Origin of the sequence: Kribbella sp. NPDC050124 (assembly GCF_044460355.1) — a bacterium.
Lineage (GTDB): Bacteria > Actinomycetota > Actinomycetes > Propionibacteriales > Kribbellaceae > Kribbella.
The window spans coordinates 1-24,582 of the sequence record NZ_JBITJU010000012.1 but is presented as its reverse complement, the minus strand read 5'-3'; the positions used below and the strand labels follow the sequence as shown (position 1 = coordinate 24,582).

The 24,582-nt window shown below is 67.1% G+C and carries 27 protein-coding genes; 19 read left to right on the top strand and 8 right to left on the bottom strand.

The annotated features are described in order from the left end of the window. The first annotated feature begins 10 nt into the window (after positions 1 to 10). Both ACIBL3_RS25850 and ACIBL3_RS25845 read left to right on the top strand, forming a co-directional pair. Positions 11 to 1,009 (top strand): stage II sporulation protein M, encoded by a 999-nt coding sequence (locus ACIBL3_RS25850; RefSeq protein ID WP_396356136.1) that lies wholly within the window; start codon positions 11 to 13, stop codon positions 1,007 to 1,009. Between the two features lie 19 nt (positions 1,010 to 1,028). After that, entirely contained in the window at positions 1,029 to 1,796 is a 768-nt protein-coding gene (locus tag ACIBL3_RS25845) for a DUF1206 domain-containing protein (protein ID WP_396356135.1), read from the top strand. On the opposite strand, the gene ACIBL3_RS25840 is transcribed toward ACIBL3_RS25845, so the two are convergent. From ACIBL3_RS25840 to ACIBL3_RS25830, 3 genes are read right to left on the bottom strand one after another with little or no spacing between them, the layout of a single operon-like run. Continuing rightward, positions 1,797 to 3,392, bottom strand: a complete 1,596-nt coding sequence (locus ACIBL3_RS25840; protein WP_396356134.1) for an ABC transporter permease — start codon at positions 3,390 to 3,392, stop codon at positions 1,797 to 1,799. Beyond that, entirely contained in the window at positions 3,389 to 4,285 is an 897-nt protein-coding gene (locus tag ACIBL3_RS25835) for an ATP-binding cassette domain-containing protein (protein ID WP_396356133.1), read from the bottom strand. The genes ACIBL3_RS25840 and ACIBL3_RS25835 overlap by 4 nt, the downstream gene beginning before the upstream one ends. Positions 4,286 to 4,290: 5 nt before the next feature. Next, positions 4,291 to 4,899: a TetR/AcrR family transcriptional regulator gene (locus ACIBL3_RS25830; protein ID WP_396356368.1), complete on the bottom strand. Its 609-nt coding sequence runs from the start codon at positions 4,897 to 4,899 to the stop codon at positions 4,291 to 4,293. 233 nt (positions 4,900 to 5,132) lie between these two features. On the opposite strand from ACIBL3_RS25830, the gene ACIBL3_RS25825 reads away from it, so the two are divergent. From ACIBL3_RS25825 to ACIBL3_RS25805, 5 genes are read left to right on the top strand one after another with little or no spacing between them, the layout of a single operon-like run. Next, complete coding sequence (locus tag ACIBL3_RS25825) at positions 5,133 to 6,926, top strand: ABC transporter substrate-binding protein (RefSeq protein ID WP_396356132.1); 1,794 nt, start codon at positions 5,133 to 5,135, stop codon at positions 6,924 to 6,926. Beyond that, entirely contained in the window at positions 6,923 to 7,954 is a 1,032-nt protein-coding gene (locus ACIBL3_RS25820) for an ABC transporter permease (RefSeq protein ID WP_396356131.1), read from the top strand. The genes ACIBL3_RS25825 and ACIBL3_RS25820 overlap by 4 nt, the downstream gene beginning before the upstream one ends. Further along, positions 7,951 to 8,835 (top strand): ABC transporter permease, encoded by an 885-nt coding sequence (locus ACIBL3_RS25815; protein ID WP_396356130.1) that lies wholly within the window; start codon positions 7,951 to 7,953, stop codon positions 8,833 to 8,835. Before ACIBL3_RS25820 ends, ACIBL3_RS25815 begins: the two co-directional genes overlap by 4 nt. Then, positions 8,835 to 9,794, top strand: a complete 960-nt coding sequence (locus tag ACIBL3_RS25810; RefSeq protein ID WP_396356129.1) for an ABC transporter ATP-binding protein — start codon at positions 8,835 to 8,837, stop codon at positions 9,792 to 9,794. The genes ACIBL3_RS25815 and ACIBL3_RS25810 overlap by 1 nt, the downstream gene beginning before the upstream one ends. Then, positions 9,788 to 10,735: an ABC transporter ATP-binding protein gene (locus ACIBL3_RS25805; protein ID WP_396356128.1), complete on the top strand. Its 948-nt coding sequence runs from the start codon at positions 9,788 to 9,790 to the stop codon at positions 10,733 to 10,735. The genes ACIBL3_RS25810 and ACIBL3_RS25805 overlap by 7 nt, the downstream gene beginning before the upstream one ends. Positions 10,736 to 10,894: 159 nt before the next feature. Here ACIBL3_RS25805 and ACIBL3_RS25800 read toward each other — a convergent pair whose 3' ends face one another. Then, positions 10,895 to 11,149, bottom strand: coding sequence for an amphi-Trp domain-containing protein (locus ACIBL3_RS25800; RefSeq protein WP_396356127.1), 255 nt, complete (start codon positions 11,147 to 11,149; stop codon positions 10,895 to 10,897). A gap of 73 nt (positions 11,150 to 11,222) precedes the next feature. Here ACIBL3_RS25800 and ACIBL3_RS25795 point away from each other — a divergent pair, with 73 nt between their 5' ends. From ACIBL3_RS25795 to ACIBL3_RS25770, 6 genes are all read left to right on the top strand, one after another. Then, positions 11,223 to 11,555 (top strand): ArsR/SmtB family transcription factor, encoded by a 333-nt coding sequence (locus tag ACIBL3_RS25795; protein ID WP_396356126.1) that lies wholly within the window; start codon positions 11,223 to 11,225, stop codon positions 11,553 to 11,555. Continuing rightward, entirely contained in the window at positions 11,555 to 12,349 is a 795-nt protein-coding gene (locus ACIBL3_RS25790; RefSeq protein ID WP_396356125.1) for a VOC family protein, read from the top strand. Before ACIBL3_RS25795 ends, ACIBL3_RS25790 begins: the two co-directional genes overlap by 1 nt. Next, on the top strand, positions 12,346 to 13,041 hold the full coding sequence (locus ACIBL3_RS25785; protein ID WP_396356124.1) for a phosphotransferase family protein: 696 nt from the start codon (positions 12,346 to 12,348) through the stop codon (positions 13,039 to 13,041). Before ACIBL3_RS25790 ends, ACIBL3_RS25785 begins: the two co-directional genes overlap by 4 nt. 193 nt (positions 13,042 to 13,234) lie before the next feature. Further along, positions 13,235 to 13,588, top strand: coding sequence for a type II toxin-antitoxin system RelE/ParE family toxin (locus ACIBL3_RS25780; RefSeq protein ID WP_396356123.1), 354 nt, complete (start codon positions 13,235 to 13,237; stop codon positions 13,586 to 13,588). A 43-nt stretch (positions 13,589 to 13,631) separates the two neighbouring features. Then, positions 13,632 to 13,889, top strand: coding sequence for a helix-turn-helix domain-containing protein (locus ACIBL3_RS25775; protein WP_396356122.1), 258 nt, complete (start codon positions 13,632 to 13,634; stop codon positions 13,887 to 13,889). 474 nt (positions 13,890 to 14,363) lie between these two features. Further along, the gene (locus ACIBL3_RS25770; protein ID WP_396356121.1) at positions 14,364 to 15,758 is read left to right on the top strand and encodes a hypothetical protein; all 1,395 of its coding nucleotides are present in this window, start codon (positions 14,364 to 14,366) and stop codon (positions 15,756 to 15,758) included. Between the two features lie 34 nt (positions 15,759 to 15,792). Here the strand turns inward: ACIBL3_RS25770 and ACIBL3_RS25765 are convergent, their stop codons facing one another. Beyond that, positions 15,793 to 16,425: a histidine phosphatase family protein gene (locus ACIBL3_RS25765; RefSeq protein WP_396356120.1), complete on the bottom strand. Its 633-nt coding sequence runs from the start codon at positions 16,423 to 16,425 to the stop codon at positions 15,793 to 15,795. Positions 16,426 to 16,577: 152 nt separating this feature from the next. Here ACIBL3_RS25765 and ACIBL3_RS25760 point away from each other — a divergent pair, with 152 nt between their 5' ends. From ACIBL3_RS25760 to ACIBL3_RS25740, 5 genes are all read left to right on the top strand, one after another. Beyond that, entirely contained in the window at positions 16,578 to 16,895 is a 318-nt protein-coding gene (locus ACIBL3_RS25760; RefSeq protein ID WP_396356119.1) for a hypothetical protein, read from the top strand. A gap of 210 nt (positions 16,896 to 17,105) precedes the next feature. Beyond that, positions 17,106 to 17,708 (top strand): hypothetical protein, encoded by a 603-nt coding sequence (locus ACIBL3_RS25755; protein WP_396356118.1) that lies wholly within the window; start codon positions 17,106 to 17,108, stop codon positions 17,706 to 17,708. A 482-nt stretch (positions 17,709 to 18,190) separates the two neighbouring features. Further along, positions 18,191 to 19,012 (top strand): hypothetical protein, encoded by an 822-nt coding sequence (locus ACIBL3_RS25750; RefSeq protein WP_396356117.1) that lies wholly within the window; start codon positions 18,191 to 18,193, stop codon positions 19,010 to 19,012. Positions 19,013 to 19,339: 327 nt separating this feature from the next. Then, positions 19,340 to 19,867 (top strand): hypothetical protein, encoded by a 528-nt coding sequence (locus ACIBL3_RS25745; RefSeq protein ID WP_396356116.1) that lies wholly within the window; start codon positions 19,340 to 19,342, stop codon positions 19,865 to 19,867. A 138-nt stretch (positions 19,868 to 20,005) separates the two neighbouring features. Then, complete coding sequence (locus ACIBL3_RS25740) at positions 20,006 to 20,485, top strand: hypothetical protein (protein WP_396356115.1); 480 nt, start codon at positions 20,006 to 20,008, stop codon at positions 20,483 to 20,485. Between the two features lie 135 nt (positions 20,486 to 20,620). On the opposite strand, the gene ACIBL3_RS25735 is transcribed toward ACIBL3_RS25740, so the two are convergent. Continuing rightward, positions 20,621 to 21,490, bottom strand: coding sequence for a CPBP family intramembrane glutamic endopeptidase (locus ACIBL3_RS25735; protein ID WP_396356114.1), 870 nt, complete (start codon positions 21,488 to 21,490; stop codon positions 20,621 to 20,623). Positions 21,491 to 21,596: 106 nt separating this feature from the next. Here ACIBL3_RS25735 and ACIBL3_RS25730 point away from each other — a divergent pair, with 106 nt between their 5' ends. Then, positions 21,597 to 22,196, top strand: coding sequence for a TetR/AcrR family transcriptional regulator (locus tag ACIBL3_RS25730; RefSeq protein ID WP_396356113.1), 600 nt, complete (start codon positions 21,597 to 21,599; stop codon positions 22,194 to 22,196). Between the two features lie 668 nt (positions 22,197 to 22,864). On the opposite strand, the gene ACIBL3_RS25725 is transcribed toward ACIBL3_RS25730, so the two are convergent. After that, positions 22,865 to 23,674 carry a hypothetical protein gene (locus ACIBL3_RS25725; RefSeq protein ID WP_396356112.1) on the bottom strand — a complete coding sequence of 270 codons (810 nt, stop codon included), beginning with the start codon at positions 23,672 to 23,674 and terminating at the stop codon, positions 22,865 to 22,867. Positions 23,675 to 23,849: 175 nt separating this feature from the next. Beyond that, positions 23,850 to 24,194, bottom strand: a complete 345-nt coding sequence (locus tag ACIBL3_RS25720; RefSeq protein ID WP_396356111.1) for a hypothetical protein — start codon at positions 24,192 to 24,194, stop codon at positions 23,850 to 23,852. Positions 24,195 to 24,582 lie beyond the last annotated feature (388 nt).

The following is a 24,582-nucleotide window of genomic DNA, read 5'->3' as shown; positions in this document are numbered from 1 at the left end:
GAGGGCCACTGTGGACGTCGAGGCGTTCGTGTCCGTGCACCAGCCGCAGTGGGACCGGCTGGCGTACCTGACCCGTCGTCAGCGCCGCCTGACCGGTGCAGAGGCCGAGGAGCTCGTCACGCTCTACCAGCGCGTCGGCACGCACCTGGCAGCCCTGAGAGCCGCTGGTGCGGACCCGGTGTCGATCGGACGGCTCTCCGGCCTGATCGCCGACGCCCGCGGCGCCGTCACCGGGGCGCAGGCTCCTGTCTGGCGTGACATCTCCAAGTACTTCCTCGTGAGCTTCCCGGCCGCGCTCTACGCGTCCAGACGCTGGTGGCTCACCATCGGCCTGCTCTTCTACCTGGTCGCTGCCTGGGCCGCCTGGCGGATCATCGCGCACCCGGAGGTGGTGGACTCGTTCGCCACCTCGGCACAGGTCCAGGAACTCGTCGACAAGGAGTTCGCCGCCTACTACTCGGAGAACCCGGCGCAGGACTTCGCCTTCCAGGTCTGGATCAACAACGCCACCATCAGTGCCGCCGTGCTGGCGCTCGGCATCCTGCTGATCCCGTCGATCTTCATCCTCTGGGACAACGCGCTGAACCTGGGCGTCAACGCCGGCCTGATGATCGGCCACGACCGCGCGAACGTGTTCTTCGGCCTGATCACTCCGCACGGGCTGCTCGAGTTGACCGCCGTCTTCGTCGCGGCCGCGGCCGGCCTGCGACTCGGCTGGTCCTGGATCGTCCCGGGCCCGCGGACCCGCATGCAAGCGCTTGCTCAAACCGGCCGCGCCACCGTCGGGATGGCGATCGGCCTCGCCGCGATCCTCCTGGTCACCGGCATCATCGAGGCTTTCGTCACCCCGTCCGTCCTGCCGACCGCGGTCCGGGTCGGCATCGGCGTACTGGTCGAGATCGGCTTCGTGCTCTACGTCTGGATCCTCGGCCGCCGGGCCTTCCGAGCCGGCGAGTACGGCGACGTCGACGAGGCCGACCGCGAGGCCACGGCGCCGGTTTCTGCATAGGCCTGGGCACTGGGGTTGGGTGAGTACCACTCAGCAAGTCCGCCAGAGCCGTTCGTACGAGGTCGCGATCACCGTCGGCCTGATCGCGTACGGCGTTGTCCACCTGCTGATCGCCTGGGTCGCCCTGCAACTCGCCCTGGGCAAGTCGAACCAGGAAGCCTCGCAACAAGGCGCGCTGGAGGAGTTGGCCGGCAAACCGCTCGGCGGCGTACTGCTCTGGACCATCGCGATCGGCATGTTCGCGCTGGTGGTCTGGCAAGGTCTGCAACTTCGCTACGGACAGTTGAAGACGTCGAAGAAGGTGTCCTCGGCCGGGCGAACCGTCGTCTACCTCGCCCTCGGTTTCCTGGCGATCAAGGTCGCGATCGGATCCGGCGGTTCGAGCAGTGGTCAGCAGAAGACGGTCAGCGCCCGGCTGATGGAGTACGGCGCCGGCCGCGCCCTCATCGTCGGGGTCGGGCTGCTGATCATCGGGATCGGCGGCTACCACGTGTACAAGGCGATCACCGCGAAGTTCACCGAAGACCTGGTCGGCGGCGTCTCCGAGGTGACCGTCCTGCTCGGCCGGATCGGGTACGCCGCCAAGGGCGCCGCGTACCTCGTGGTCGGTCTCCTCTTCGGCTGGGCCGCAATCGACTACGACCCGGAGAAGGCGGGCGGCCTGGACGCCGCCCTGCGCACCATCAAGAACCAGCCCTTCGGGTCGGTGCTGCTGACCGTGCTGGCGATCGGTATCGCCGCCTTCGGGGTGTACGCGTTCGCGTGGTCCCGCAACGCCCGCCGCTGATCAGCCGACCGGCATGTCCCGCCGCCGCAGCCCGACCAGGCCGACCGCGCCCAGTACGACGGCGATCGCGACCAACGTGATCACCGGAGCAGCCGACACCGAACCACCGGGCAACTGGGGCAGATGACTGAACGGCGAGATGTCCTTGATCCACTTGGACAACTCGGTCCCGGTCGTCGTCATCACGATCACCAGACAGATCGATGGTGGCACCCACGCAACCGCAGACCACCGCGGGAGCAGGCCGAACAAAGCGATCGCAATCGCGGCCAACACCCACACGGCCGGCAGTTGCACGAGCGCAGCACCGATCAGTCGTGGCACCTGCCCGCCGACGTCACCGACCGCTGCGCCGTACGCCAGCCCGGCGCCTAGCCCTGCCACCAGCAACGTCACCGCCGGTCCGAGCAGGCCGAAGAGCAGGTGGCTCGTGGCCCACTGCAGCCGTCCGGTCCTGGTCACGAGCACAGGCTCCGCGCGCCCGCTCATCTCCTCGGTGCGCAACCGCAGCGTCGCCTGGACGGCGTACGCCGAGGCGATCAGCCCGACGATCACCATCACGCCGGCGAAGTACGAGTCGATCAACCCGGCGGCACCGCCGAGCCGTGCGAACACCTCCTGCACACCCGAGTCGTCCCGCATCAGGTCGCCGACCCCTTCGGCCACCCCGCCGAACAGCACCCCGAGTACGGCGAAGCCAGACGTCCACGCGATCAGCAACCCGCGATGCAACCGCCAGGCCAACGCCCATGGCGAGCTCAGGCTCGGCCCGCCCTCGGCCGGCCCAAGCCGGTCTGCCAGCAGTCCGGCGCCCACGTCTCGCCGGGACTGCAGTTGTACGGCGACGGCCACGAGTACGCCGGTCACCGCGAGCACCACGACCACGAGCCACCAGCGGTTGTCGCCGTACGGGCGGATGCGTTGCACCCAGCCGATCGGGGACAGGTACGACAGCCATGCCAGTGGACCGTCCGAGTGCGCGCTCGTGTCACCAGCCGCGCGCAGGACGTACGCCGCACCGAGCACACTGAGCGCGATGCCGCGCGCCGTACTCGCGCTTGCGGTCAGTTGTGCGGCGATGGCTCCAACCCCTCCGAAGAGCCAACCGGCACAGGCGAACTCGAGGCCCAGCGCGAACGATCCGGCGAGCGGGAGGTCTTGGCTGTTCATGCCTAGGGCAAGCAGTACGGCGAGCAGCAGGTTCGCCAGGAAGGTGGTCACCAACGCGGCCGCCAGCCCGGCGTGCCGGCCGACGACGCTCGAACCGAGCAGCTCGGCGCGGCCGGTTTCCTCCTCGACGCGGGTGTGGCGGATCACCGTCAGCAGGCTGATCAGGCCGACCATCACCGGGACGAACCCGAGTCGCCAGGTCAGGAACTCGCCCAGGCTGGTCCCGTGCAGTTCGCCGTACAGGGTGACGAAGCCGGCGTTGCTCGCGTACTGGCTCCGGGACGCCGCGGTCGGGAACAGCTCGTCGAAGGATCCGACGTAGCTGATCGGGATGCCGATCAGCAGCAGGATCCAGATCGGCAGCACGATCCGGTCGCGGCGCAGGATCAGCCGGATCAGGCCGCCGGTGCCGGCCAGCGTCTTCATCGTGATCCCTCCGGCTCGTACAGTCGCAGGAACAGCTCCTCCAGCGTCGGCGGCTGGCTCACCAGGCTCTGTACGCCGATCTCGGTCAGCCGCTTCAGCACCGGGTTGATCTCATCGGTGTCGACGTCGAACCGGACCTGGCCGTCCTCGACTCGTACGTCGTGGACGCCGGCCAGCTGCGCCAGGCCGTCCATCGGGCCGACCAGCTCGGCCTTGATCGACGTACGCGTCAGGTGCCGCAGCTCGGACAGCGTGCCGCTCTCGACCGCGCGGCCGGCGCGGATGATCGTGACCCGGTCGCAGAGCGCCTCGACCTCGGACAGGATGTGGCTGGACAGCAGCACCGTCCGGCCGTCGCGGTCGCTGACCTCATGGACGACCTCGCGGAACACCTCCTCCATCAACGGGTCGAGCCCGGAGGTCGGCTCGTCGAGCAGCAGCAGCTCGACGTCGGAGGCGAGCGCGGCGACCAGCGCGACCTTCTGACGATTGCCCTTGGAGTACGTCCGGGCCTTCTTGCGCGGATCCAGGTCGAAGCGCTCGAGCAGCTCGGCCTTGCGTTTCTGGTCGACGCCGCCGCGCATCCGGCCCAGCAGGTCGATCGCCTCGCCGCCGGACAGGGTCGGCCACAGCGTCACGTCGCCGGGCACGTACGCCAGCCGCCGGTGCAGCTCGGTCGCGTCCGACCACGGATCACCGTCCAGGAGCCGCGCACTGCCCGAGGATGCGCGGGTCAGGCCGAGCAGGATCCGGATCGTGGTCGTCTTCCCGGCGCCGTTCGGGCCGAGGAAGCCGTGCACCTCACCGGTGCGGACCGTGAGGTCCAGGCCGTCCAGGGCGCGGGTGCGCCCGAAGGTCTTGACCAGCCCGTCGGTGCTGATCGCAGCGGTCATTGCTGTCAGTGCTCCTCTGAGTATTTCCGTAGTCGGTCGACCTGCTCCGGCGTCATCACCGGGATCGTGAAGATGTCGAGCATGGCCTTGGTGAGCCGGGCGTAGCCGGAGGGACCGGCGATGTCCTCGCCGATCGCCGTCGAGACCTGGTCGCGGAGCACGAAGACGCCCATCTTCATCGCCGCCAGCACGGCGGCGTACGCCCGCCGGTCGCTGGGGTCGGTGGGTAGGGTCTTGGTGAACTCCTCGCCGGCGTCGACCATCTCCAGGAACAGCGCGGTCGCGGTCTCGGAGCCGTCCATCATCGAGCGCACCAGGTACGTCTGCAGCGGCATCGTGATCGGGTGCATCGCGGCCACGTCGGTGTGCTCCGCGCCACCCTGGAACACGAGCTCCTCGCCGATCTGCAGCATCCGCTCCTTGGCGTACCGGTCACAGGCCTCGCGCAAGGCCTGCTTGGAGCCGAAATGGTGCCGGACCAGCCCGGACGACACCCCCGCCTCGGCCGCGATGTCGCGGATCGAGGCGCCCTCGATCCCGCGCTCGGTGAACAACTTCATCGCCGCATCCCGAATCCGGGCCCGCGCAGTCAGATCATCCGCCGGTCGGTCCATCACGTCACCACTCCTCACTGGCTACACACAAAAGCAAACTACTACACAATCGTGTAGTCAAGACCTTGCGCGCGTCCACCGGCCAACCACTGCACGATCGTGTAGTCAAACGGAAAATGATGACCACGCTCGGAAACAAACCAGTGACAAAACTCCGTAACTCGTTGACAGGAGAGCGCTTGCTGGTGTGGTTTCTTCCCCAAACGGATTAGGGCGGAAGGTGCGTGGGGCGGATGAGGAAGGTCCTGGCGGCTGCGGCTGCCATTGCTCTGCTGGTGTTACCCGGTACGGCGGCGCAGGCGGCCGAACCGTCGGAGAAGGTGATCCGGGTCGGCGTCACCCAGGCGGTCGACTCGATGAACCCGTTCCTGGCCGTGCGGCTGGTGTCGGGGTCGCTGCAGCGCTGGATGTACGGGTTCCTGACCGTGCCGGACTCCAAGACCCTGCAGCCGAGTCCGGACCTGGCCGAGTCCTGGACGACGTCCCCGGACGGGCTGACCTGGACCTTCAAGATCCGCGAGACGAAGTGGTCGGACGGGCAGCCGGTGACCGCGGCGGACGCGGCCTGGACGTTCAACAAGATGATGACCGACGACGGCGCCAAGACCGGCAACGGCCCGGCGGTGGAGAACTTCGCCAGCGTCAGCGCCAGCGGCCAGGAGCTGACCATCAAGCTGAAGGCGCCGCAGGCTTCGATGCTCGACAACCCGGTCCCGATCATGCCCAAGCACGTCTGGGAGAAGGTGCCGGACATCTCGAAGTACGAGGCCGACGTCTATCCGGCCGTGGGCAGCGGTCCGTACATCGCGGTCGAGCACAAGAAGGACCAGTACGTGAAGCTCGAGGCGAACCCGAACTACTGGCGGGGCGCCCCGAAGATCGACCAGCTGCAGATGATCTTCTACGACAACCCGGCCGCCGCGATCGTCGGCCTGAAGAAGGGTGACATCGACCTGATCGGCCGGCTCGCGCCGCCGGACTTCGATTCGCTCAAGGGTGACGAGAACATCGTCCAGTGGAACACGGCCGGCCGGCGGGCGACGTACCTGCAGATCAACCATGGCGCGACCACCAGCGACAACAAGCCGATCGGCGACGGTCACCCGGCGCTGAAGGACCCGAAGGTCCGGGAGGCGCTGCACTACGCGATCGACAAGCAGAAGCTGGTCGACGAGGTGCAGAACGGCCTCGCGGTGCCGGCCGACGGCTCGATCGTGCCGCCGATGTACAAGGACTTCTTCTGGCAGGCCGAGGGCGACCAGAAGGTGACGTACGACGTTGCCAAGGCCAACAAGATCCTGGACGACGCCGGGTACAAGAAGGGCGCCGACGGCGTCCGGACGATGCCGGACGGGTCGAAGAAGCTGGCGTTCCGGTTCAGCATCCACACCGACACCCCGATCGAGGACAAGCTGTCGGAGTACCTGACCGGCTGGTTCAAGGAGGTCGGCATCACGCTGACCACCAAGCGGCTCGACTCCAGCAAGTTCACCGAGGAGACCGGGACGACCGCGCTGTTCGACATCGCGATCAGCGGCTGGTCGGTGAACCCGGACCCGGAGGAGGTGCTGGCGACGCACCTGTGCAGCCGGCGGCCGACCGCGTCCGGTGAGGGCGGCGGCACCGAGTCGTTCTACTGCGACCCGCAGTACGAGGACCTCTACAAGCAGCAGCAGAAGGAGCTCGACCGGCCGAAGCGCGCCGACCTCATCAAGAAGATGGAGGAGCGTCTGTACACCGACGCGCCGGTGATCGCGCTGTACTACCCGAACAACCTCGAGGGCTACCGCAAGGACCGGATCGCCAAGGTGACGCCGATCCCTGAGGACAAGGGCCTGCTGTACGGCGGCAGCGGCTACTGGCCGTTCTACACGCTGGAAGCGGTCACGACCGACGCCGCGTCGACGAACGAGGGTGGTTCGAATGCCGGCGTGATCGGTGGCGTCGCGGGCGGCGCCGCGGCACTCGCGATCGGTGGCTTCTTCGTGATGCGGCGCCGCCAAGGCGCCGCAGACGAGCGCGAATGACCGTCGGTCAACCGGCTGTCGAGGTTCTGGATGAGGCCCCGGCCCGCCATGGTCTGCTGCGGTACGCGGCGACCAAGGCGGGCGGGGCGCTGTTCAGCATCGCGATGGTGATCGTCGCGACGTTCTTCCTGTTCCGGCTGCTGCCGGGTGACCCGGTCCGGGCGCTCGCGCAGGGCCGGAACATGACGCCGGAGCAGCTCGACCTCGAACGCGCCCGGCTCGGGCTGGACAAGTCGTTGCCGGAGCAGTTCCTGCAGTTCGTCAAGCAGACGCTGCAGTTCGACCTCGGCATCTCCTACGAGTACAAGCGGCCGGTGCTGGACCTGATCGGGGAACGGATCGGGTCGACGCTGCTGCTCACCGGGACCGCGCTGGTGATGGCGGTCAGCCTCGGCATCTGGCAGGGCGCGCGGGCGGGGTGGAAGCCGGGCAGCCGGTTCGACAAGTTCTCGACCGCGATCTCGCTGGTGCTGTGGTCGGTGCCGACGTTCTGGCTCGGGTTGCTGCTGCTGATGGTGTTCGCGGCCGGGGTCGGTCCGATTCCCGGGGTGTTCCCGACCCGCGGGAGCTCGAGCGTGGACGCGCCGGAGGGGTTCGCGTACGTGCTCGACGTCGCGCAGCACATGGTGTTGCCCTGTCTGACCATGGTCGCTGTCGTCTACGCGCAGTACCTGCTGGTGATGCGCTCGTCGGTGCTCGACGAGGTCGGGCAGGACTACATCACCACGGCGCGTGCGAAGGGGCTGCGGGACGACGACATCCGGCGGAAGCACGCCGTACCGAACGCGTTGCTGCCGACCGTGACGCTGGTGTTCATGCGGATCGGGTTCGTGGTCGGCGGTGCGGTGACGGTCGAGGCGATCTTCAGCTGGCCGGGGCTCGGGCAGTTGTTCTACGAGGCGATCCGGGTGCCGGACTTCACCTTGATGCAGGGCACGTTCCTGCTGATCACGGTGTCGGTGATCGTGATGAACACGCTCGCCGACGTGGTCTACCACGTCCTCGATCCGCGAGTGAGGTCGGCATGAGTAGCGTTGCGTGGATGCGCCGGCAGCGGGCGTTCAAGCGGTTCTGGGTCGACTTCCGGACCTATCGGGCCGGTGTGGCCGGGCTCGCCATCCTGGTGCTGGCGGTGGTCCTGGCCCTGATCGCGCCGCTGTTCATCGACTCCGGCGTGACGAACGTGGTCAGCGGGACCGGCGAGAAGATGGCGCCGCCGAGTCTCGACTACCCGCTCGGCACCGACGAGTCGGGGCGGTCGGTGCTGCTGATGATCTGGTGGGGTTCGCGGACCTCGCTGCTGATCGGCTTCCTCGCCGCCCTGCTGAGCATGGTGATCGGGACCGTCCTGGGCATCGCGGCCGGGCACTTCCGCGGCTGGCTGGGTGCGATCATCCTGCGGATCACCGACTGGTTCCTGGTGCTGCCGTCGCTGGTCACCGCGCTGGTGCTGGCCGCGATTCTCGGCGGCAGTACGGCGACCATCATCGTCGCGATCGGGGTGACGTCCTGGCCGTCCACGGCGCGGCTGATCCGGGCCCAGACCCTCGCGGTCGAGGCGCGCCCGTACATCGAACGCTCGCTCGCCCTCGGCGCCGGCCACTGGCACATCACCACCCGGCACGTGCTGCCGAACGTCGCACCGTTGCTGTTGGCAAGTACGACGCTCGAGGTGGCCAGCGCGATCGTCACCGAGTCGACGCTCGCGTTCCTCGGGGTGAGTGCGAACAAGACCTCGTGGGGCACGATGCTGCGCGGCTCGTACGACTGGGGCGCGGCGACTGCCGGTGCGTGGTGGTACATCCTCGTCCCGGGCCTGTGCATCGTGATCGTGGTGATGGCGTTCACGCTCTGCGGGCGGGCGCTGGAGAGTGTGCTCAATCCCCGGCTGCGGACGAGGGCGGCGTGATGACTCTGCTCGAACTGGACGACCTGTCCGTGACCTATCGGATCGCATCCGGCGAGGTTCCCGCCGTACGTGGTGTGTCGCTGTCGTTGGCGGCGGGCGAAGCCGTCGGGCTGGCGGGGGAGTCGGGATCCGGGAAGTCGTCGGTGGCGATGGCGTTGCTGCGGTTGCTGCCTCGATCGGCGCGTCTCGACGGGCGGGTGCTGCTCGACGGCGAGGACGTCCTGGCGATGAAGTGGGGCCGGTTGCGGGCCGTCCGGTGGTCCGGGGCGTCGATCGTGTTCCAGGGGGCGCAGCATGGGCTGAACCCGGTGCAGCGGATCGGGGACCAGATCGCCGAGCCGTTGCTGGTACATCGGTTGGCATCGCCGTCGGAGGCTTCGGCCCGAGTGCGGGAGTTGCTGGAGCAGGTCGGGCTCCCGGCGTGGCGGGCGCGGAGTTATCCGCACGAGCTCAGTGGTGGCCAACGGCAACGAGTGATGATCGCGATGGCGCTGGCGTGCTCGCCGCGGCTGATCATCGCCGACGAGCCGACGACCGCGCTCGACCTGATGGTCCAGGCGCAGGTGCTGACGCTCATCCGGCAGCTGATCGCCGAGCACGACATCTCGCTGCTCATGATCTCGCACGACCTGTCGGTGCTCGCTGACGTGTGCGACCGGCTCGCCGTGATGTACGCCGGACGACTGGTCGAGGCGGGCCCGTCGTCCGGTGACTTCCAGCATCCGTACAGCCAGGCGCTCGCGGCCGCATTCCCGACCGTCGGCGATCCGGCGTCGCGGCTGGCTCCGCGGGGGCTGGCCGGCGATCCGCCGGATCCACAGCAGTTGCCGGACGGGTGCGCGTTCCATCCGCGCTGCCCGAAGGCGCTCGAGACTTGTTCGACCGTTGCCGTCGACCTGCGTCCGGCGGGCTCCGGGCGGACGGCGGCCTGCGTTCTGGTGGGGGAGGGAACTTGCTAGAGGCAACTGATGTCAAGGTCGAGTTCAGCGGTCGCGGCGGCCGGCGGGCGCGGGCCGTGGACGGGGTCAACCTGTCCGTCGGCGCCGGTGAGATCGTCGCGCTGGTCGGCGAGTCCGGCTGCGGCAAGACCACGCTCGCCCGGACCTTGCTGGGCCTCGAACGCCCGACCTCCGGCCAGATCTCGTACGACGGGAAGCCGCTGAGCTACACGGGTCGCAGCCTGCGCGCGTTCCGCCGGCAGGTACAGCTGGTGCTGCAGGACCCAATGGGTTCGCTCAACCCGCGGCAGACGGTCTACGAGGCGGTCGCCGAGGGGCCGCGGATCCACGGGCTGCCCGACGAGGAGGCGGTGGTCGCCTCGGCGTTGTCGCGTGCCGGTCTGCGACCGCCGGAGCGGTTCTTCCTGCGGTATCCACATGAGTTGTCGGGCGGTCAACGGCAGCGCGTGGTGATCGCGGGGGCGCTGGCTTTGAGTCCGAAGTTCCTGATCGCGGACGAGCCGGTCGCGTCGCTGGATGCGTCGGTGCGCGGTGAGATTCTCGCGCTGCTGCTGCGGTTGCGCCACGAGCTCGGCCTCGGGGCGCTGGTCGTCACCCACGACCTCGGCCTGGCCTGGAACATCGCCGACCGGGTCGCGGTCATGTACCTCGGCCGCATCGTCGAGTCGGGCCCGGCGGAGGACGTGCTCACGAACCCGCAACACCCGTACACAAAGGCGTTGCTGTCAGTCCTGCCGGAGTCCCCGGAGCGCATCGTCCTCACCGGCGAGCCCCCGGACCCAACCCGAATCCCCACCGGCTGCCGCTTCCACCCCCGCTGCCAACTAGTCGCCACCGGGAAGGGCATCGACGCCTGCCGGACCGGCAGCCTTCCGGTGCTCCCAGCAACCAACGGCACCGAAGTCGCCTGCCACCTGACCCCAGTCCCCACCGCCCCCTGACCCCCGGCCGGCGCCCCCACCGTCGCCCCGCCGGACCCCCTCCCCCCGAGCGGTCCCCGCCGTACAGCATTTGCCTGGTTGGCCCACGAGGTGAGGGGTTTGCCACCCTGGTTGCGGGTGGCAAACCCCTCATTTGGCTGGTCTGCCAGCCAAATTGGGTCAGACCTCGTTGTCGTCGTCTTCTGGGTCTTCGTCGGCGTCGGCGATCGCCCACTTCAGCTGGAACTCGACCTCTTCCTCGCTGTCGCCGCGCTCGTGCTCGACGCTGATCCGCGCGTTCTTCGGCACCGTGAACCGCTCACCGGCGATCTGGATCCGGAACGGCTTGCCCGCTTCCAGGGCGTCGGCCAGCCGGCGCAGCTTGGCCGCGAAGTCGGCGACCGAGTAGTCCTTCTCGACATCTCTCTCACTCATGCGGCCCATCCAACCAGCCGAGAGGTTCTTCCAGCCATTGACAATAGTTGTACGTCTCGTTAACTATTGCGGCATGGTGGAAGATCAGGTCGACCGGTTCTTCGAGGTGCTGGCCGACCCGACCCGGCGGCAGGTGGTCCGGCTGCTCGGCGAGGGTCCGCAACGCGCCGGCCAGCTCGCGGCCGCGACCGGTTCGTCGTCACCCGCGATGAGCCGGCACCTGCGGATCCTGCTGTCCGCCGGGCTGGTCGCCGACGAACGCGGGCCCGACGACGCGCGGGTGCGGATCTTCCGACTCAATCCCGAGCCTGTGGTCGCCGTACAGGCTTGGCTGGACCAGGTCCAGGCGCACTGGCGAGACCAGCTGGGTTCGTTCAAACAACACGTCGAGCAGAAGGAGTCCTGATGACCAAGCCATCGGCATCCGCGTCCGTCGAGGTCGCCACCGACCCGCACTCCGCGTTCCGGATCTTCACCGAGGAGATCGACCTGTGGTGGGTCCGCGGCCCGATCAACTTCTGGGACTCCGCCCGCGCCACCGCGATGCAGATCGAGCCAGGTGTCGGTGGGCGCATCCTCGAGGTCTACGCACTCCCGGACGACGTACTCGAGCTGGGCACGATCACTGACTGGCAGCCGGGGTCGCTGCTGGCGTACCGCAGTTCGGTCGACGACACCGAGACCCGGATCAGCTTCGACCAACTCGACGGCGGCACGCGCGTGACCGTCGTACAGACCCTGGTTCAGGGTGGCGAGAAGGCGTTCTACTTCTGGGCAAACATCCTGCACTGGGTGCCGCAGTGGTTCGAGCGCCGCAACGCGCCGGACAACCCACGTGAGCTCGACCGCCTGTCGGTCGGCCTGTACTACGAGGACCCGGCCGCCGCCGCGCGCTGGCTGCACACGGTTTTCGGCCTGGAGTCGTGGGACAAGATCCCCGCCGAAGGTGCGGACCCGACCTGGATCGAGCTGCACGTCGGCAAGTCCGCGATCCTCCTCTTCAAGCTGACCGAGGAGCGCAAAGGCCTGGATCACGAGGTTTGGGTGTACGTCGACGACCTCGACGCCCACTTCGCCCGCAGTACGGCGAACGGCGCGAAGATCGTCTCCGAGATCCACACCCACGGCTACACCCGCTACGAAGCCGAAGACCTCGAAGGCCACCGCTGGATCTTCGCCCAGGCCCGCCCGTCCCAGTGACCACCCCACTCACCGGCGGCCGCCTCACCCCCGGCGTAGTCCGCGTCGGCGACACGGTGCGAAGACCTGCATCTCCCTTCACCGCAACGCTTCTGCGCCACCTGGAGACGGTCGGGTTCACCGGCGCACCGCGTTACCTAGGCCGCGACGACCAGGACCGAGACATCCTCACGTACGTCGACGGTTGGGTCCCCGCCCGCTTCCAACGCTGGACCAACGACCAGATAGCCGCAGCCGCCCGCCTCCTACGCACCTTCCACAACGCAACCCGCGCAACCCACCTAGCCGGCACCCACGAGGTCATCTGCCACCACGACCCCGGCCCCAACAACTTCGTCTTCGTCAACAACCTGCCGGCCGCTCTGATCGACTTCGACCTGGCCAAGCCCGGCAACATCCTCGAAGACGTCGCCTACCTGGCCTGGACCTGGTGCATCTCTTCAAAGCGCACCGACCCAGAACCCCAAGCCACACAGGTGAAACTCCTATCCGACACCTACGCCCTAACCACCACCCAACGCCAATCACTCATAGACGCCATCCTCACCCGCCAACTCCAAAACGCCACCTTCTGGACCAAAGCCAACGTCGCCATAACCCAGGCCCAACGCTCCGACCGCATCACCTGGTCCCACCACGAACACACCTTCGTAACAACCCACCGCGCCACCTTCGAACGAGCACTGACCTAGCGCTGTCGCACACGTTGGAGGCCATGCGTGCCGGCAGGCACCTGTCCACGCAGCACGCCAGCCGCGCCAGTCGGTCCCGGCCCAGCTCGAGCCCGTGGGCCAAACCAGCCGCCGGCCCGCCCGCACCGGCCGACCCCGAGCCGCCTTTACCAGTCATCCTTCGGGGTGATCAAGGTGTTATAGCATCGATGCTATGACCTGGGGTACCGTTGAACTGGAAGCCGAGGTGCGCGCCTGGCTCGAAGGACTACCGACCGACTTGTTCGCACGTGCTGCGTTCTCCGTGGATCTGCTCGCTGAGCGGGGTCCGCTGCTGGGCGAGCCGTACACCAAGCAGATCGGTGGAAAGCTTCGAGAGTTGCGTTTCTGGCTCGATCGGGACGCGCTGCGGATCAGCTACTGGATCGCCACCGATCGGCGAATCATCCTGCTGACCGTGTTCCGTAAGACAGGGATGCGGGAAACGCGGGAGCTCGAGAGGGCGCGGACGGCGTATCGCAGGTGTGTGCAGGAAGCGCACGTCGTATTGGTGACGGAGGAGGACTGAGGTGACGAGCCGGACGGGATGGGATGAGGTTCGGGGACGCCGGATGGCGGAGCCCGGGGCCGCGGAGGCGTACGACGCCACCCGGCGTGCATTCGAACTCGGAATCGCGGTGCGGCAGATGCGTGAACAGCGCGGCTGGACCCAGTCCAGACTCGCCGAGGCGGCAGGCATGACCCAGTCGGCCCTCGCCCGCTTCGAAGCCGGCGGGACAATACCCACCCTCGCCCTGCTGGAGCGGATCGCCCAAGCCTTCAACGCCCGCCTGATCGTCCGCTTCGACGAACACAACTCAGCCGCCTGATCCAGACCCACATACCGAACGCCCCGACCACCTCTAGCTGCTCCAGAACACCTTGACGACAAGGAGCCACCTCGGCAGTCGACCCCCGCGGAGGTGTCCTCTGACGGCTGTGCACAACACCTGTCCACCAGGTGATTCGTACCTGTTCGAGGTCGACGGCGGGCGATGGACGACCGCGACGCCGCTCAGGAACCGCCATAGGCGGACGTCCGGGGATCCCGACTGGAGTCTTGGGCATCCCTCCGAAACGAGTTGGGCGTGATGCTCGACTTCGACAAGGAGGCCTCACGCTTAAGGTTGATGCCGGAGGAGTCACGACCTGAGCAGACAGTCGCTCCTCGGCTTGGCCGCGCGGAACGCGGCAGACGTGCTCGTCTGGAGGCCGCGTGACGTTGCTGGCGTGCGCCGCGGTCACCTGCAGCCTGGTCGTGAGAGTAGCGGCTCTTTGACTTGTGGGCCCTGTACGCTCGCGCGGTGGCTTTCCCAGATGCATTGCAAACCATCGTCAATGACATCGCTGCGGCGGCGCGAGGCAAGGACCCGGAGGCGTTCTTCGCGGCCGGGCAGCGCCTCGCGGACAGTTTCCACGACGCATCGCGGCAAGATCTCGAAGCAGCGGTCACGTTGCTCGCACCCGTACTCACCGACGCGCCGGAGTCCCTGGCCGGACCGCTCGCGCAGTACGTCGGTTCCCTGATTGGCATGGACGGGGATGCCACGCCGGCTCTCGACACCCTGGTTGAGCACGCGTGCCGCGCGCTGGAGGGCACGCGGCGGTTCGTGGCACTCCACGAGGAGCTTGTCGGACCAGTCCCAGAGCGAGCGGAGTGCGGTGAGCGCGAATACGAGCAGTTCGTCGCGGCAGCAGCCTCCCGGAGCGACGACCCCGGCGCCGTCGCTCGCTCGTGGATGTACGCCGAGTCCTGGGTGCAACCCGTCCTGTTCCTCAGCCAGCGCGCCGACGTCCGGCGTGCGCTGCCGCAGCGGGAGCGGCTAACGGCCGCAGCGATCGCCGCGGAGGACGACCTTCCGGACCTTGCTCCATGGCTGGTTGGGCTGCTCCGCATTCTCGACGACGAGCTGCTGGTCGTTCTGCACCGCCCCACAGGCACTGCCTTCCGCGTCACGATCTCGGGCGTGGCCGACAACTTCCAACTCCACACACTTCTCGCCGCTCGCATCATCCCGCTACTTCCGGTCGCGCGGCGAGGCGTCCTCCGCCGCCGAGACACCTCGGGGTTGCCCGCCGCGCCGACGCCAGCGATGCTCGCGGCCGCCGATGGTTCCGGAGATCTCGCCCCGGCAGGCGGTCTCATCGGCCAGTTCAACCTCGTTGACGGCATGGGAGCTTGGATCTGGAACGAAGGCCGGCCTGACGAGATCCCGCTGATCGACGGCGTGCGCGTCATCGTTCTCGACCCGCCTCCCTACCAGCGCGGCTGGGACTCCGGCCGCGCGTACCCGCTCCTGTGCGCGAGTGTCGAGGCCACTCCACTACCCAACGACGAAGCCAGAGTGTGGCTGTCTCGAATCAAACCCTCGAAGCCGCTCGATCAGGCGATCAAAGGGTCCGAGGCCCTCGTGTGGTCGGACGACATGGCGGTAGCCCTGCCGTCAGGACGCGACGTGGCCGACGTCGTCAACTACACGCTCGCCGCCAGTGCGCGTGGACTCTCCGGGCTCGAATTGGAGACTGCGGTCGCGCGTGAGTTCTCTCTTTCCGCCGAGGACTCCGCACTCGCCGTTGATCGCGTCTTTGGCGGGATCACCCGCGCCGCCACCCTGAAGGAAGCCAACCGTCCGGATCCGGTGAAGGACCCGATCGCCTTCGAGTCCTACCGACAGGCCCTGGACCGCTCAGAGGCCTGACCACGCTACGCGGAATGTCAGTGCGTTCGTTGCGTCAGTTGCGGCGAAGGTGGGTGGTGTCGTTGAGTTCGACAAGGGTGCGGTTATGGAAGTAGTCGTCCTCGCGGAGGTGGGTGATGCTGCCCGTCTCGACGCGGAAACTGGCGTAAGCAAGCGCATCCCATGGGATCCGGAGCCAGTGCGCGATCACAGGACTGGCTGAACCGCCGTGCGTCACGACGATCGTTGTGGGGGCTGGCGCGCTCATGATCTGGTCCATGCCTCGGTATACCCGCCGTACCCATTCCAGCTTCGTCTCGGCGCCAGCAAGTCCTTCGTCGTGGTCCATGCGCTCACCAGTGGCCGGGGGTGGTACGAACCGATCCCGGAACCAGGCGTCCGGCTGTCCCTCACCCTCGCCGTACGACTTCTCGCGCAGTTCGCTCATGCTCACTGGTTCTCGGTCGAGCCGCTGTCCGATTGCCACGGCGGTCTGCGTGGTTCGCGTGAGGTCGGAGGTGAACACCGATACCCCAGCGACGTCGTTCACCCGCTGAGTCAGCGCGTCGGCGATGAGTCCGGCGTGCACGAGACCTGCCGGCGTCAGTTCGGAGTCGTACCAACCGCCCACTCGGTCTTCCACGTGATGTGTGGCCTCGGGATGTGTGACGACGTACAGATTCAGCATTCGATGGATTCTGGCATGGGCTGGCATCAATCGACTCGCTCATCGGCATGACCTCCTTCGCTCTCGGCGGCAGACCAACTACGCGACCACCTTGAAGGCGCGAGAGCCGAGCAGCGGAGGCGATCACCGTGGCGCATCGGTAGGCTGCACAGGTGAGTGACCGTGTGATCGTTGACGAGGACGGAGTCTGGCTGATCGATTCCCGCGGGACGATTGGCTACCCCTGGTCAGAGCTGACGGGGGCAGGCATCTCCGTGTTGCTGCTGCCGCCGGACGACGAGCGCCTTGTCACGGTGGAGGTTGACCATGTCAGTGGCGATTTCCTGTCGATCAACGACGGGGTCGAGGGATTCAAGGAAGCGGTTGAGGCTCTCGTGGCGCGGAGCGGAGGCGAGCCGCCGAACCTGGCAACACTCTCCCCGGAGGACACTGTCAGTATCTCGTTAGCTGGCGAATCTCCCTCGGCGTAGGCACGTATTGCCACTTTGACGGCGTACGAGCATCGCGACTGCCGACATCCTCACATCGGCATTAGCGCGCTTCACTCTCCGCGGCAGATGAGTGAACCGCGGAGCCGATCCGGGTCGCGAACGTTCTCGCCCTTACCGCGCACCGAGCGGCCGGTCCAGCGGTGCTGCGCACGGCCTGGTCTGATGCTCGGAGTGCCCTAGACTCCCGCCGTGACCGCACAGGACCAGTACCGCAGCATGCTCAAGGGATGCATTACCCCGGCGCTGCGCGAACGAGGCTGGCGAGGAGGTTCCGGCAAGTACTACCTGCACGGCACGACCGGCCACGTCGGAAGTCTGCAGCTGTCTGGCCACCATGCCCGGTCCACCGCACAGATGCGCACCTTCCACTTGCACGTTGGCGTGGTGTCACGGTATCTGCAGGAGTTTCGGGAAGGCACCGGGCGACAGCCGATGACGAAGCGCCCCTCATATGCGCTTGATCACGACTGGTTCCACGAGGTCGCCAGCTTCACGATCACAAGCGAGGATGATCCGCTGGAGGTGGGCGGCTTCGTGTGGATGATCGTGGAAACGCAGGCCATCCCAAGGGTCGAAGCCAGCCTCGACGATGACGGCCTGCGCCGCGCCGTCGACGACTGCCCTGTCGGCGTCGGCGGAGGTTGGCCGCGCACCCTCATGGACATCGCCGAAGGAAACTTCGAGGAGGCCCGCAGGAGCATCGAGTTCTCCGAGAACAGAGTCGGTGGCGACGACCCAGACGTCACCTTCGTGCGGAGGCGACTGCGCGAGGCCATGACCAACAATGACTGAATCGGGATGTGCCGAGGTGATGCGGCAGAGCCGGGAATGACTGGATTTCGGCCTGAGCGTGCGCGGTCGGATCGCGGCATGAGAGTGCGTTGTGACGACATACTCGGTCCCTGGCTCATCGCCACGGTGACTCTCCTGTTGCCACCAGGCCTGGAGTGAAACCGAGGGCCCCGCGATGAGTCGATCAGGTCGATCGAGCTTGACGCCGCGCTGAGCTTTCTGGTCGAGCGCGTGCCTTGTCGACTCACCGGAGACGAGCAGATACTCGGCCTATGACGGCCAATGCAACGATTCGCCAGACCTGGCGCGTCTCACCAAGCATGAGGTCCGTCAGGCGCGGTGCGAGGTGTCGCGCGTACTTGGGTCCTGCCGTCGTTCTGATCGGTTTTGCCCTGTCGGCGTGTGGGAACGAGGCAGCGCCAACCTCTGGAGCGACACCTGTTGCAACGCCCATCGCGGGGCCGACAACGCCCCGTGATGCGGTGCCGACGCTGATTCCGTCCGCTCCTGCGCCTGCGGTGTTTCTCGACCGGGCACGCGACGTGGCGCAAGCCGTCCGGGCTGCGGGGATCCCGAAGCCTCCCGAGGGGATCTTCCTGTACTCGTCGCGGACACCGGACCTGGGCTTCGAGACGACCGAGCAGAAGGTTGCCTGGGGGGCCGGGCACGTCACCATCGCGCCGGGCGTACAAGCCGGATCAGGTGGCACCACCCGCATCGATTTCGGCGACGGCTCGAGTCTGTCGGTGAGCGTCCTCGATCCCCGGCCCGCACTGGCACAAGCGATTGGAACTCCGCACGACAACTGCGGACACGTACAAATACCGGCCTCGAAGTGCAGACTCACGATCACCGCCGCATCCTTGACAACCGCCGACGTGGACACGAGCAACGGCCCGGCGACCGTGCCGGCGTGGTCCTTCACCGCGAAGGGCAAATCGAGGCCGATGGTCGTCGTCGCAGTCTCTTCGGACGTGCTCAAGCCTGTTGTTCAGCCTGTGCCACCGCCCGGGCTCGCCAAGCCGGACCCTGGCCTGCTCGGGGCCGAGCGGCTCACCCGGATCGAGGGCAACACGCTCACCTTCTCGCTCAGCCACGGGGGCTGTGAGTCCGACCTTCGAGCTCACGTCCTCGAATTCGACGACCTGGTCGTCATCGGCGGGAGCCACGGTCCCCTTATGGCCGGCGCCGGCTGTGGTGCGCTCGTTGCGTATTCGACGCCCGCTGTCGTGACCCTGGCTGAGCCGCTCGGAGACCGGGCGGTCATCAGCGCCGCCACAGGCGTCAGGCTCACACCTCGGTGATGCAAACGCTGAGTCCAACCCCTATCTCCGCAGTCCTCGGCGCGACGCGAGGATCTGCGACAGCGCGGATCGCGGCAATTGAGTGCGTCTGCTCCCAGAGCTGGCCCACACGTGACTCGCCGCGGGCAAGCGGCTGGCTGTCGCCGGTACGGGAGACATCCGAGGGGACGAACGACGGCTGAAAGCTTCGGGGATACGGCTGAACGCTTCGGGGATTATGGTTCGACTCGGCTATCGACGTCGGAGCAGCATGTGTGACCGAGGCGCGAGCGGGCGTCAATGCCAGCATCGGGTCCCGGCCCATCCGCCAGGCGAGCAGCTCGCGGCGTGCGTCGCCACCTGACCGGCGCGTTTGGCGCCGACCTCGATCCCTACAATGCTCAGGCGCACGGCCGGGGCGCGCCGGCCCCCAACGAACGAGAGGGCAGCAAGATCATGAGGGAGAAGACTCGCAAGAAGATCCTCGATCGACTCGACCTCGAGCCGGATGAGGACGTCCGCTTCGTCAATATCATCTCCGCCCAACCTGCGCGGCGAGACTCCAGAGTCGACGGCGCGATGCGAGTCGGCAAGATGCTGCTCAGTCAGAGAGCAGGAGCGAAAGCGGAGGGCTTCGTCGTGGTGACCGACCGTCGGGTCGCGGTCGTGGACAAGAATCCTTTCACCATGCAGCCGACCAACAAGGTGGTCGCCGACCTCCCGCTTGAGAACGCGACCGCGCAGTACAAGCGCGGTACCATGCCGACGGTGTTCGTCTGGATGCCCGACGGCAACGGCCTGGCGCTCACGCTCGGCCGGCTCTTCGCCAAGCAAGCAGACGAACTCGCGTCGGTCGTCGGTGCAGAACGAATCTGACCCGCCTGACTGGCAGCGCGGTGGTTGACGAGGTGGGAGCAGCCTAGGAAGCAGACGCCCGGATGGCGGCATGATCGTGCGACCGATGGGTGACGCTCTCAGACCAGCAGTGGCGGACAGTCAGGGATAAGTTGGGGCGTGGATTCATACGAGAACTGGAGTGCGCTACGCGGCCGGGTACTCGCGATGCCCCTCGACCGACAGGCCGCTTTCGCCTTGGCGTGCGCGCAGGGTGCGCTCGGACCTGATGTCGAGTCCCTGTCAGCCCTAGTCGAACTGGGCTGGGATGCCCTCCTCGATGGCGGTGATGTCTCCCAGGCCGTAACGGAGCTTGAGAATGTTCCCTACCTCGATGATGATCCCGTGGCGGCTACGTACTATGCCTTGAGTTCGCTGCAGGGAGAAGCCGGCGCAGCTTGGTGGGCGGCGTCGCGGGCCATGGACCTGGCGTTCTCCCGCGTCGAATACCCAAGTGGCGCCCAGGTCTTCCGACCACTCGAGGTTGACGCTCGCACCACGGTCGTACAGGCCGAAATCGCACGCCAGGCCCGACTCCTGGAGACTGTTGAGTCGGCCCCGAACTTGGCTCTCTCGGTCAGTCGCCTCCGCGCTCGATGATGCTCGCCACACACACCATATGCGGCATGTCCGAGCGCTGGATGGACTCGGTGTTCGGCCGGGAAGCAGGAGACCGGCCGCGCGTCGAGGTCGTCGACGATATTGGCGACGGCCTTGGGCCACTTGGCGCCTTGGTCATGCGCGGCGTCTGGGGGGTGTCAGGAACAGCTCGCGATCGCGCCAGACCACGACGACTGACAGCACCAGCAGCAAGGCGGTCTGGATCACTTTTGTGTCCGGATGCGTGAGAAAGAGCTCGTTGCCGAAGTTGGCGGCGAGGTGGAAGACGATCGCGACGAGGACGCTGCGGCCGGCGCGGTAGTACAGCCAGTTCGTCAGAATGACGAACGGTATCAGCGAGACCGTGTAGTTGAGGGTGTGGATCAGGCCCTCGTCGACGACCTCCGCCTGGTAGTAGCCCCTGATGAAGCCGAGCGGCACGTGCCACAGCACCCACACCACACCGAATACCAGCGATGTCCACAAGACGTTCATCCGGGACGTGAGCGCATCTGTCCCGTAGGTCTTCCAGGCGAGTTCCTCCAGGACGGGGGCCAGGGCGAGCGTGATCCAGGCCGGCATCAGGCCGGTCGCGAACGAGAAGCCGTTGCGGAGCTGGAACTGCGAGACGTCGTAGCCGAACGGGATGGAGACCGCGGTGGCGACGAGCAGCGAGCCGGGGAGCAGGAACAGCGCGGCCAGCCAGACCCACGTATGAGTGCCGCGTGGCGCTACGAGGCGGGAGAGGACGTCTCGGGTGAGCCCATCCTTGCGGATGAACCAGATCGCCACGAGGACCGGGGCGGCGAGACCGGCCAGGCCGAGGCCGGTCATGGCGGCGAGGGTGACTTGGCTGGGATCGGGCTGCCGAGACAGCCAGGCGGCGGTGAACCACAGCGCCCACGGGATGGCGGTGGCGAGGACGTAGAAGGCGACGGGGCGGCGGTAGCGGCTGACGTTCTCCAGCGTGCGACGCGCCTTGGCAGGCCGGTGGTCAATCTTCATGGATGCATCGGTTCCATTTCCAGGGTGTGGCGGAGACGGCTCCATGCCGCCCCTCGTACTTAGGTAACGCTACCCGTAGCGTATTTATTTCGGCTAGAGTGGAGGCGTGCAGCAGCAGACGACGCCGAAGACGCAGACGGTGCCCGGGCAGCGCAGCATCGGCCGGCCGCGCTCGACCGAGGTCGACGCGCGGCTCATCGACGCCGCCTTGGAGCTGCTGCGACAGGGCGGTCCGACCGCGGTCACCGTGGAGGCTGTCGCCGCCCGGTCCGGGGCGGCCAAGACCACGATCTACCGCCGCTACCGCGACCGCGACGACCTGCTCCGCGCCGCCATCGGCTCGGCGGTCACCCCACCCGGCCAACCGCCCGTCGAAGACATTCGGGGCCGGCTGACCTGGGCGCTCGGTCAGGTGCACGCCATCTTGGGTGAGGTCCTGGGCGGAGGCGGGGTCGCGGCCCTGCTGGACAACCGGGAGCCCCCGTTCACGACGCTGGTCCGCGACCTGCTCACCCCGTACACCACCGCCCTGGCCGGGCTCATCGAGGACGACACCGCCGCCGGAAGGCTGCGCAGCGACCTCGACGCCGACGCCGCGGTATCCCTGATGCTGGGCTCCTACCTCGGCGAACTACTCCGCCACGGCACCGTCGGCGCCGACTGGATACCCCGCTGCGTCGACCTGCTCTGGCACGCCATCACCTGACCTCGGCACGCCCAGCCCGACCCCGCCGCCGCGACCCGATAGCTGCCCTTGACCGTCCGCGACAACGCGACCCCGAACGCCGCCACCACGAAATGTCCCACCCGGCCGGGGCCCCAGCAGACCAGACACATCCGGCCTGGCCAACACGAAGGCTCGCACACCGCACCACGGCAGCCGACGATTGCGACGGCCAGGCTTGCACGTCCTGACATCGGCATGACAGCGCGCGGAACGCGGCAAATCAGTGCGTTCTAGGTTGCGACCGGCGGCCAGGGGCGCAAGGGGGATTCTGCACAATATGTTGATGGGGACCGTTCCGTTCATACTTGGCCTGGTGGTCGCGCTGGTGGTCAGCGGGCAACTCTTGATGCTGATGGATCGCCACCGCTCAATCGCTAAGCGGCTACGTGACCTGGGGTGGGACGGCGACGCCTTCGGGCTGCTGCTCGTCGGGGTTCTCACGGTGGGCGCGGCCGGTGCCGTTGTAGGAAGCCTTTTCAGGGCACCAGGGGGCGGTGCTGCGGCGGGCCTCGTGTTGGCCCTGCTGATATGGACCGCTGCGGTCATCTGGGCGCATCGACAGCCGCAGTCGCCTGCGCGACATCAACGGTCCGAGCACTAGGCACACTCGCCGCGTTCTCGCATGCGCGGATCGCGGCTCCGTGCGTCTAGGTGGCGTCCGAGCGACGGGACACCCCAACCGCCGGCTCACGCAGGTTGAGCACAGCGGCTGCCAGAGACTCAAGCGCTGTCGTTTCCTCGGCAGGGTCGCGTGCGGCCCAGTACATGGCTTCGAGACTTCGGATCCCACTGTCCATGCCGAAACGCTCGTACCATTGCGGCAAGTACTTGGGGAATGGTGGATAGTGCCGTTCGAAGAGGAACCACGCGGTGTAGATGAGCTTGTGAAGCTCGACGGCCAGGTGCGCGTGGAGCCATCGGTTCTGGCGCTCGCCTGCCCGATCTAGCTCCTCGACGTAGCCGGGCAACGTGGCTTCAAGGTGCTGCCGCACACTTGAAACGAGCCGGGCCGCAGGGACCTGGACTCGTGAGCGGTACTCCATTCCGAGGCCAGTTGGATCGAGCAACAGCTCTGACTCGGCCAAGCCCGCCGCGACATAGATCGGCAGCGGCCAGGCTGAACCCGTCCAGCCGTCTCCTCGCTCGAGTTCACTCATCCAGTTTTCAAGAGTGCTACGCGGAACGTGCATAACGTCGACGTCGTAGCCATCGAGGTGCGATTGCTCCAACGCGAGCCCTGCATGCTCGGCGAGGCTCGACTGCCCCGGCAATGTTGGCGCACTGGGAATATCCGTGACCCAGACAAGGACGAGGTCGAGATCGGAATCCTCGGTCAGACCCGCCATGACCGACCCCTGACCGTACATCCAGCAGAGGTCAGCGGAGGCGGTGCGGCCGTAGTGGTCAACCAGGCGTGCCAAGGCGGCAGAGTGTCGTCGCAGGGCGGATCCGCGCATCGTCAGAGGGTACGGGGTCAGGCTCAGCGTCCGCACGTATGTCCGCACCGCACACTCAGCGGGCCGCAGTCAGAGGTCGACCGATCCTTCGAGTAACTTCCTGAATTCGGCATGACCGCGCTTCACTCTCGGCGGCATGTGCGGGCACCCAGCCCGAAGCGGCAGGAGCGGCTGTTCAGGCGTCGCGATGCGCGTTGACGAATGCGCTGATCATCGAGCAGATGTGCGTTGCGACCTCCTGACCGCGTTCACGATCCAAGTGCTGCTCGCGAGTTTCGCCTGCCTTGTGAGCCTCGTAGAGCCGCCACCCCCAAGAGATGTTGCTTGGCCCTAACTGCTCCGTCGCGAACTCCTGCAGCACTCGGTGCGCTCCGTCAGGCCAACTCGATACGTAGCCGGACCAGAAGGCGTCGACGGTTGCCCACGACACGGGGCTGACGTACATGCCGGTGCGCGGCGGGAACAGCGCGCACACGTCGAGGGCCTGCTCTGCTTGCTCCCTGGTCAATCGAAACGTCACCTGGCGATTGTCCTGCCTCGGACCGCCTTGGACTAGCTCATCGCGCTACACGTGTCGCGTCCGCTCATCGGCAGATCCGTGCGTTGTGCAGTCGGCACGTTGATCGGCAGGTCTCTAGAAGGGTTCGTGCATCGTTCCGTCGGGCCCATCCGGAACCCTGCGGTGGGTCTGTGGCTTGCGCCGCCGCGTACGTCGCTTCACGCGCGGCCTGTTCCGCGCCGGTGGTGGTCGGGTAAACCGTCCCCGCCTCCCAGACCGCGGAGTACCCCAAGCGTTGCGGGACCAATTGCCTTAGCCTCGATCCACCGATCGGCTGGGTGTGAGGGGCTGATTCTGGGTCGGTTGACTGTTGGGGTGTGTGGGCGTGGTGGGGTGCCCCGCCTCGCTG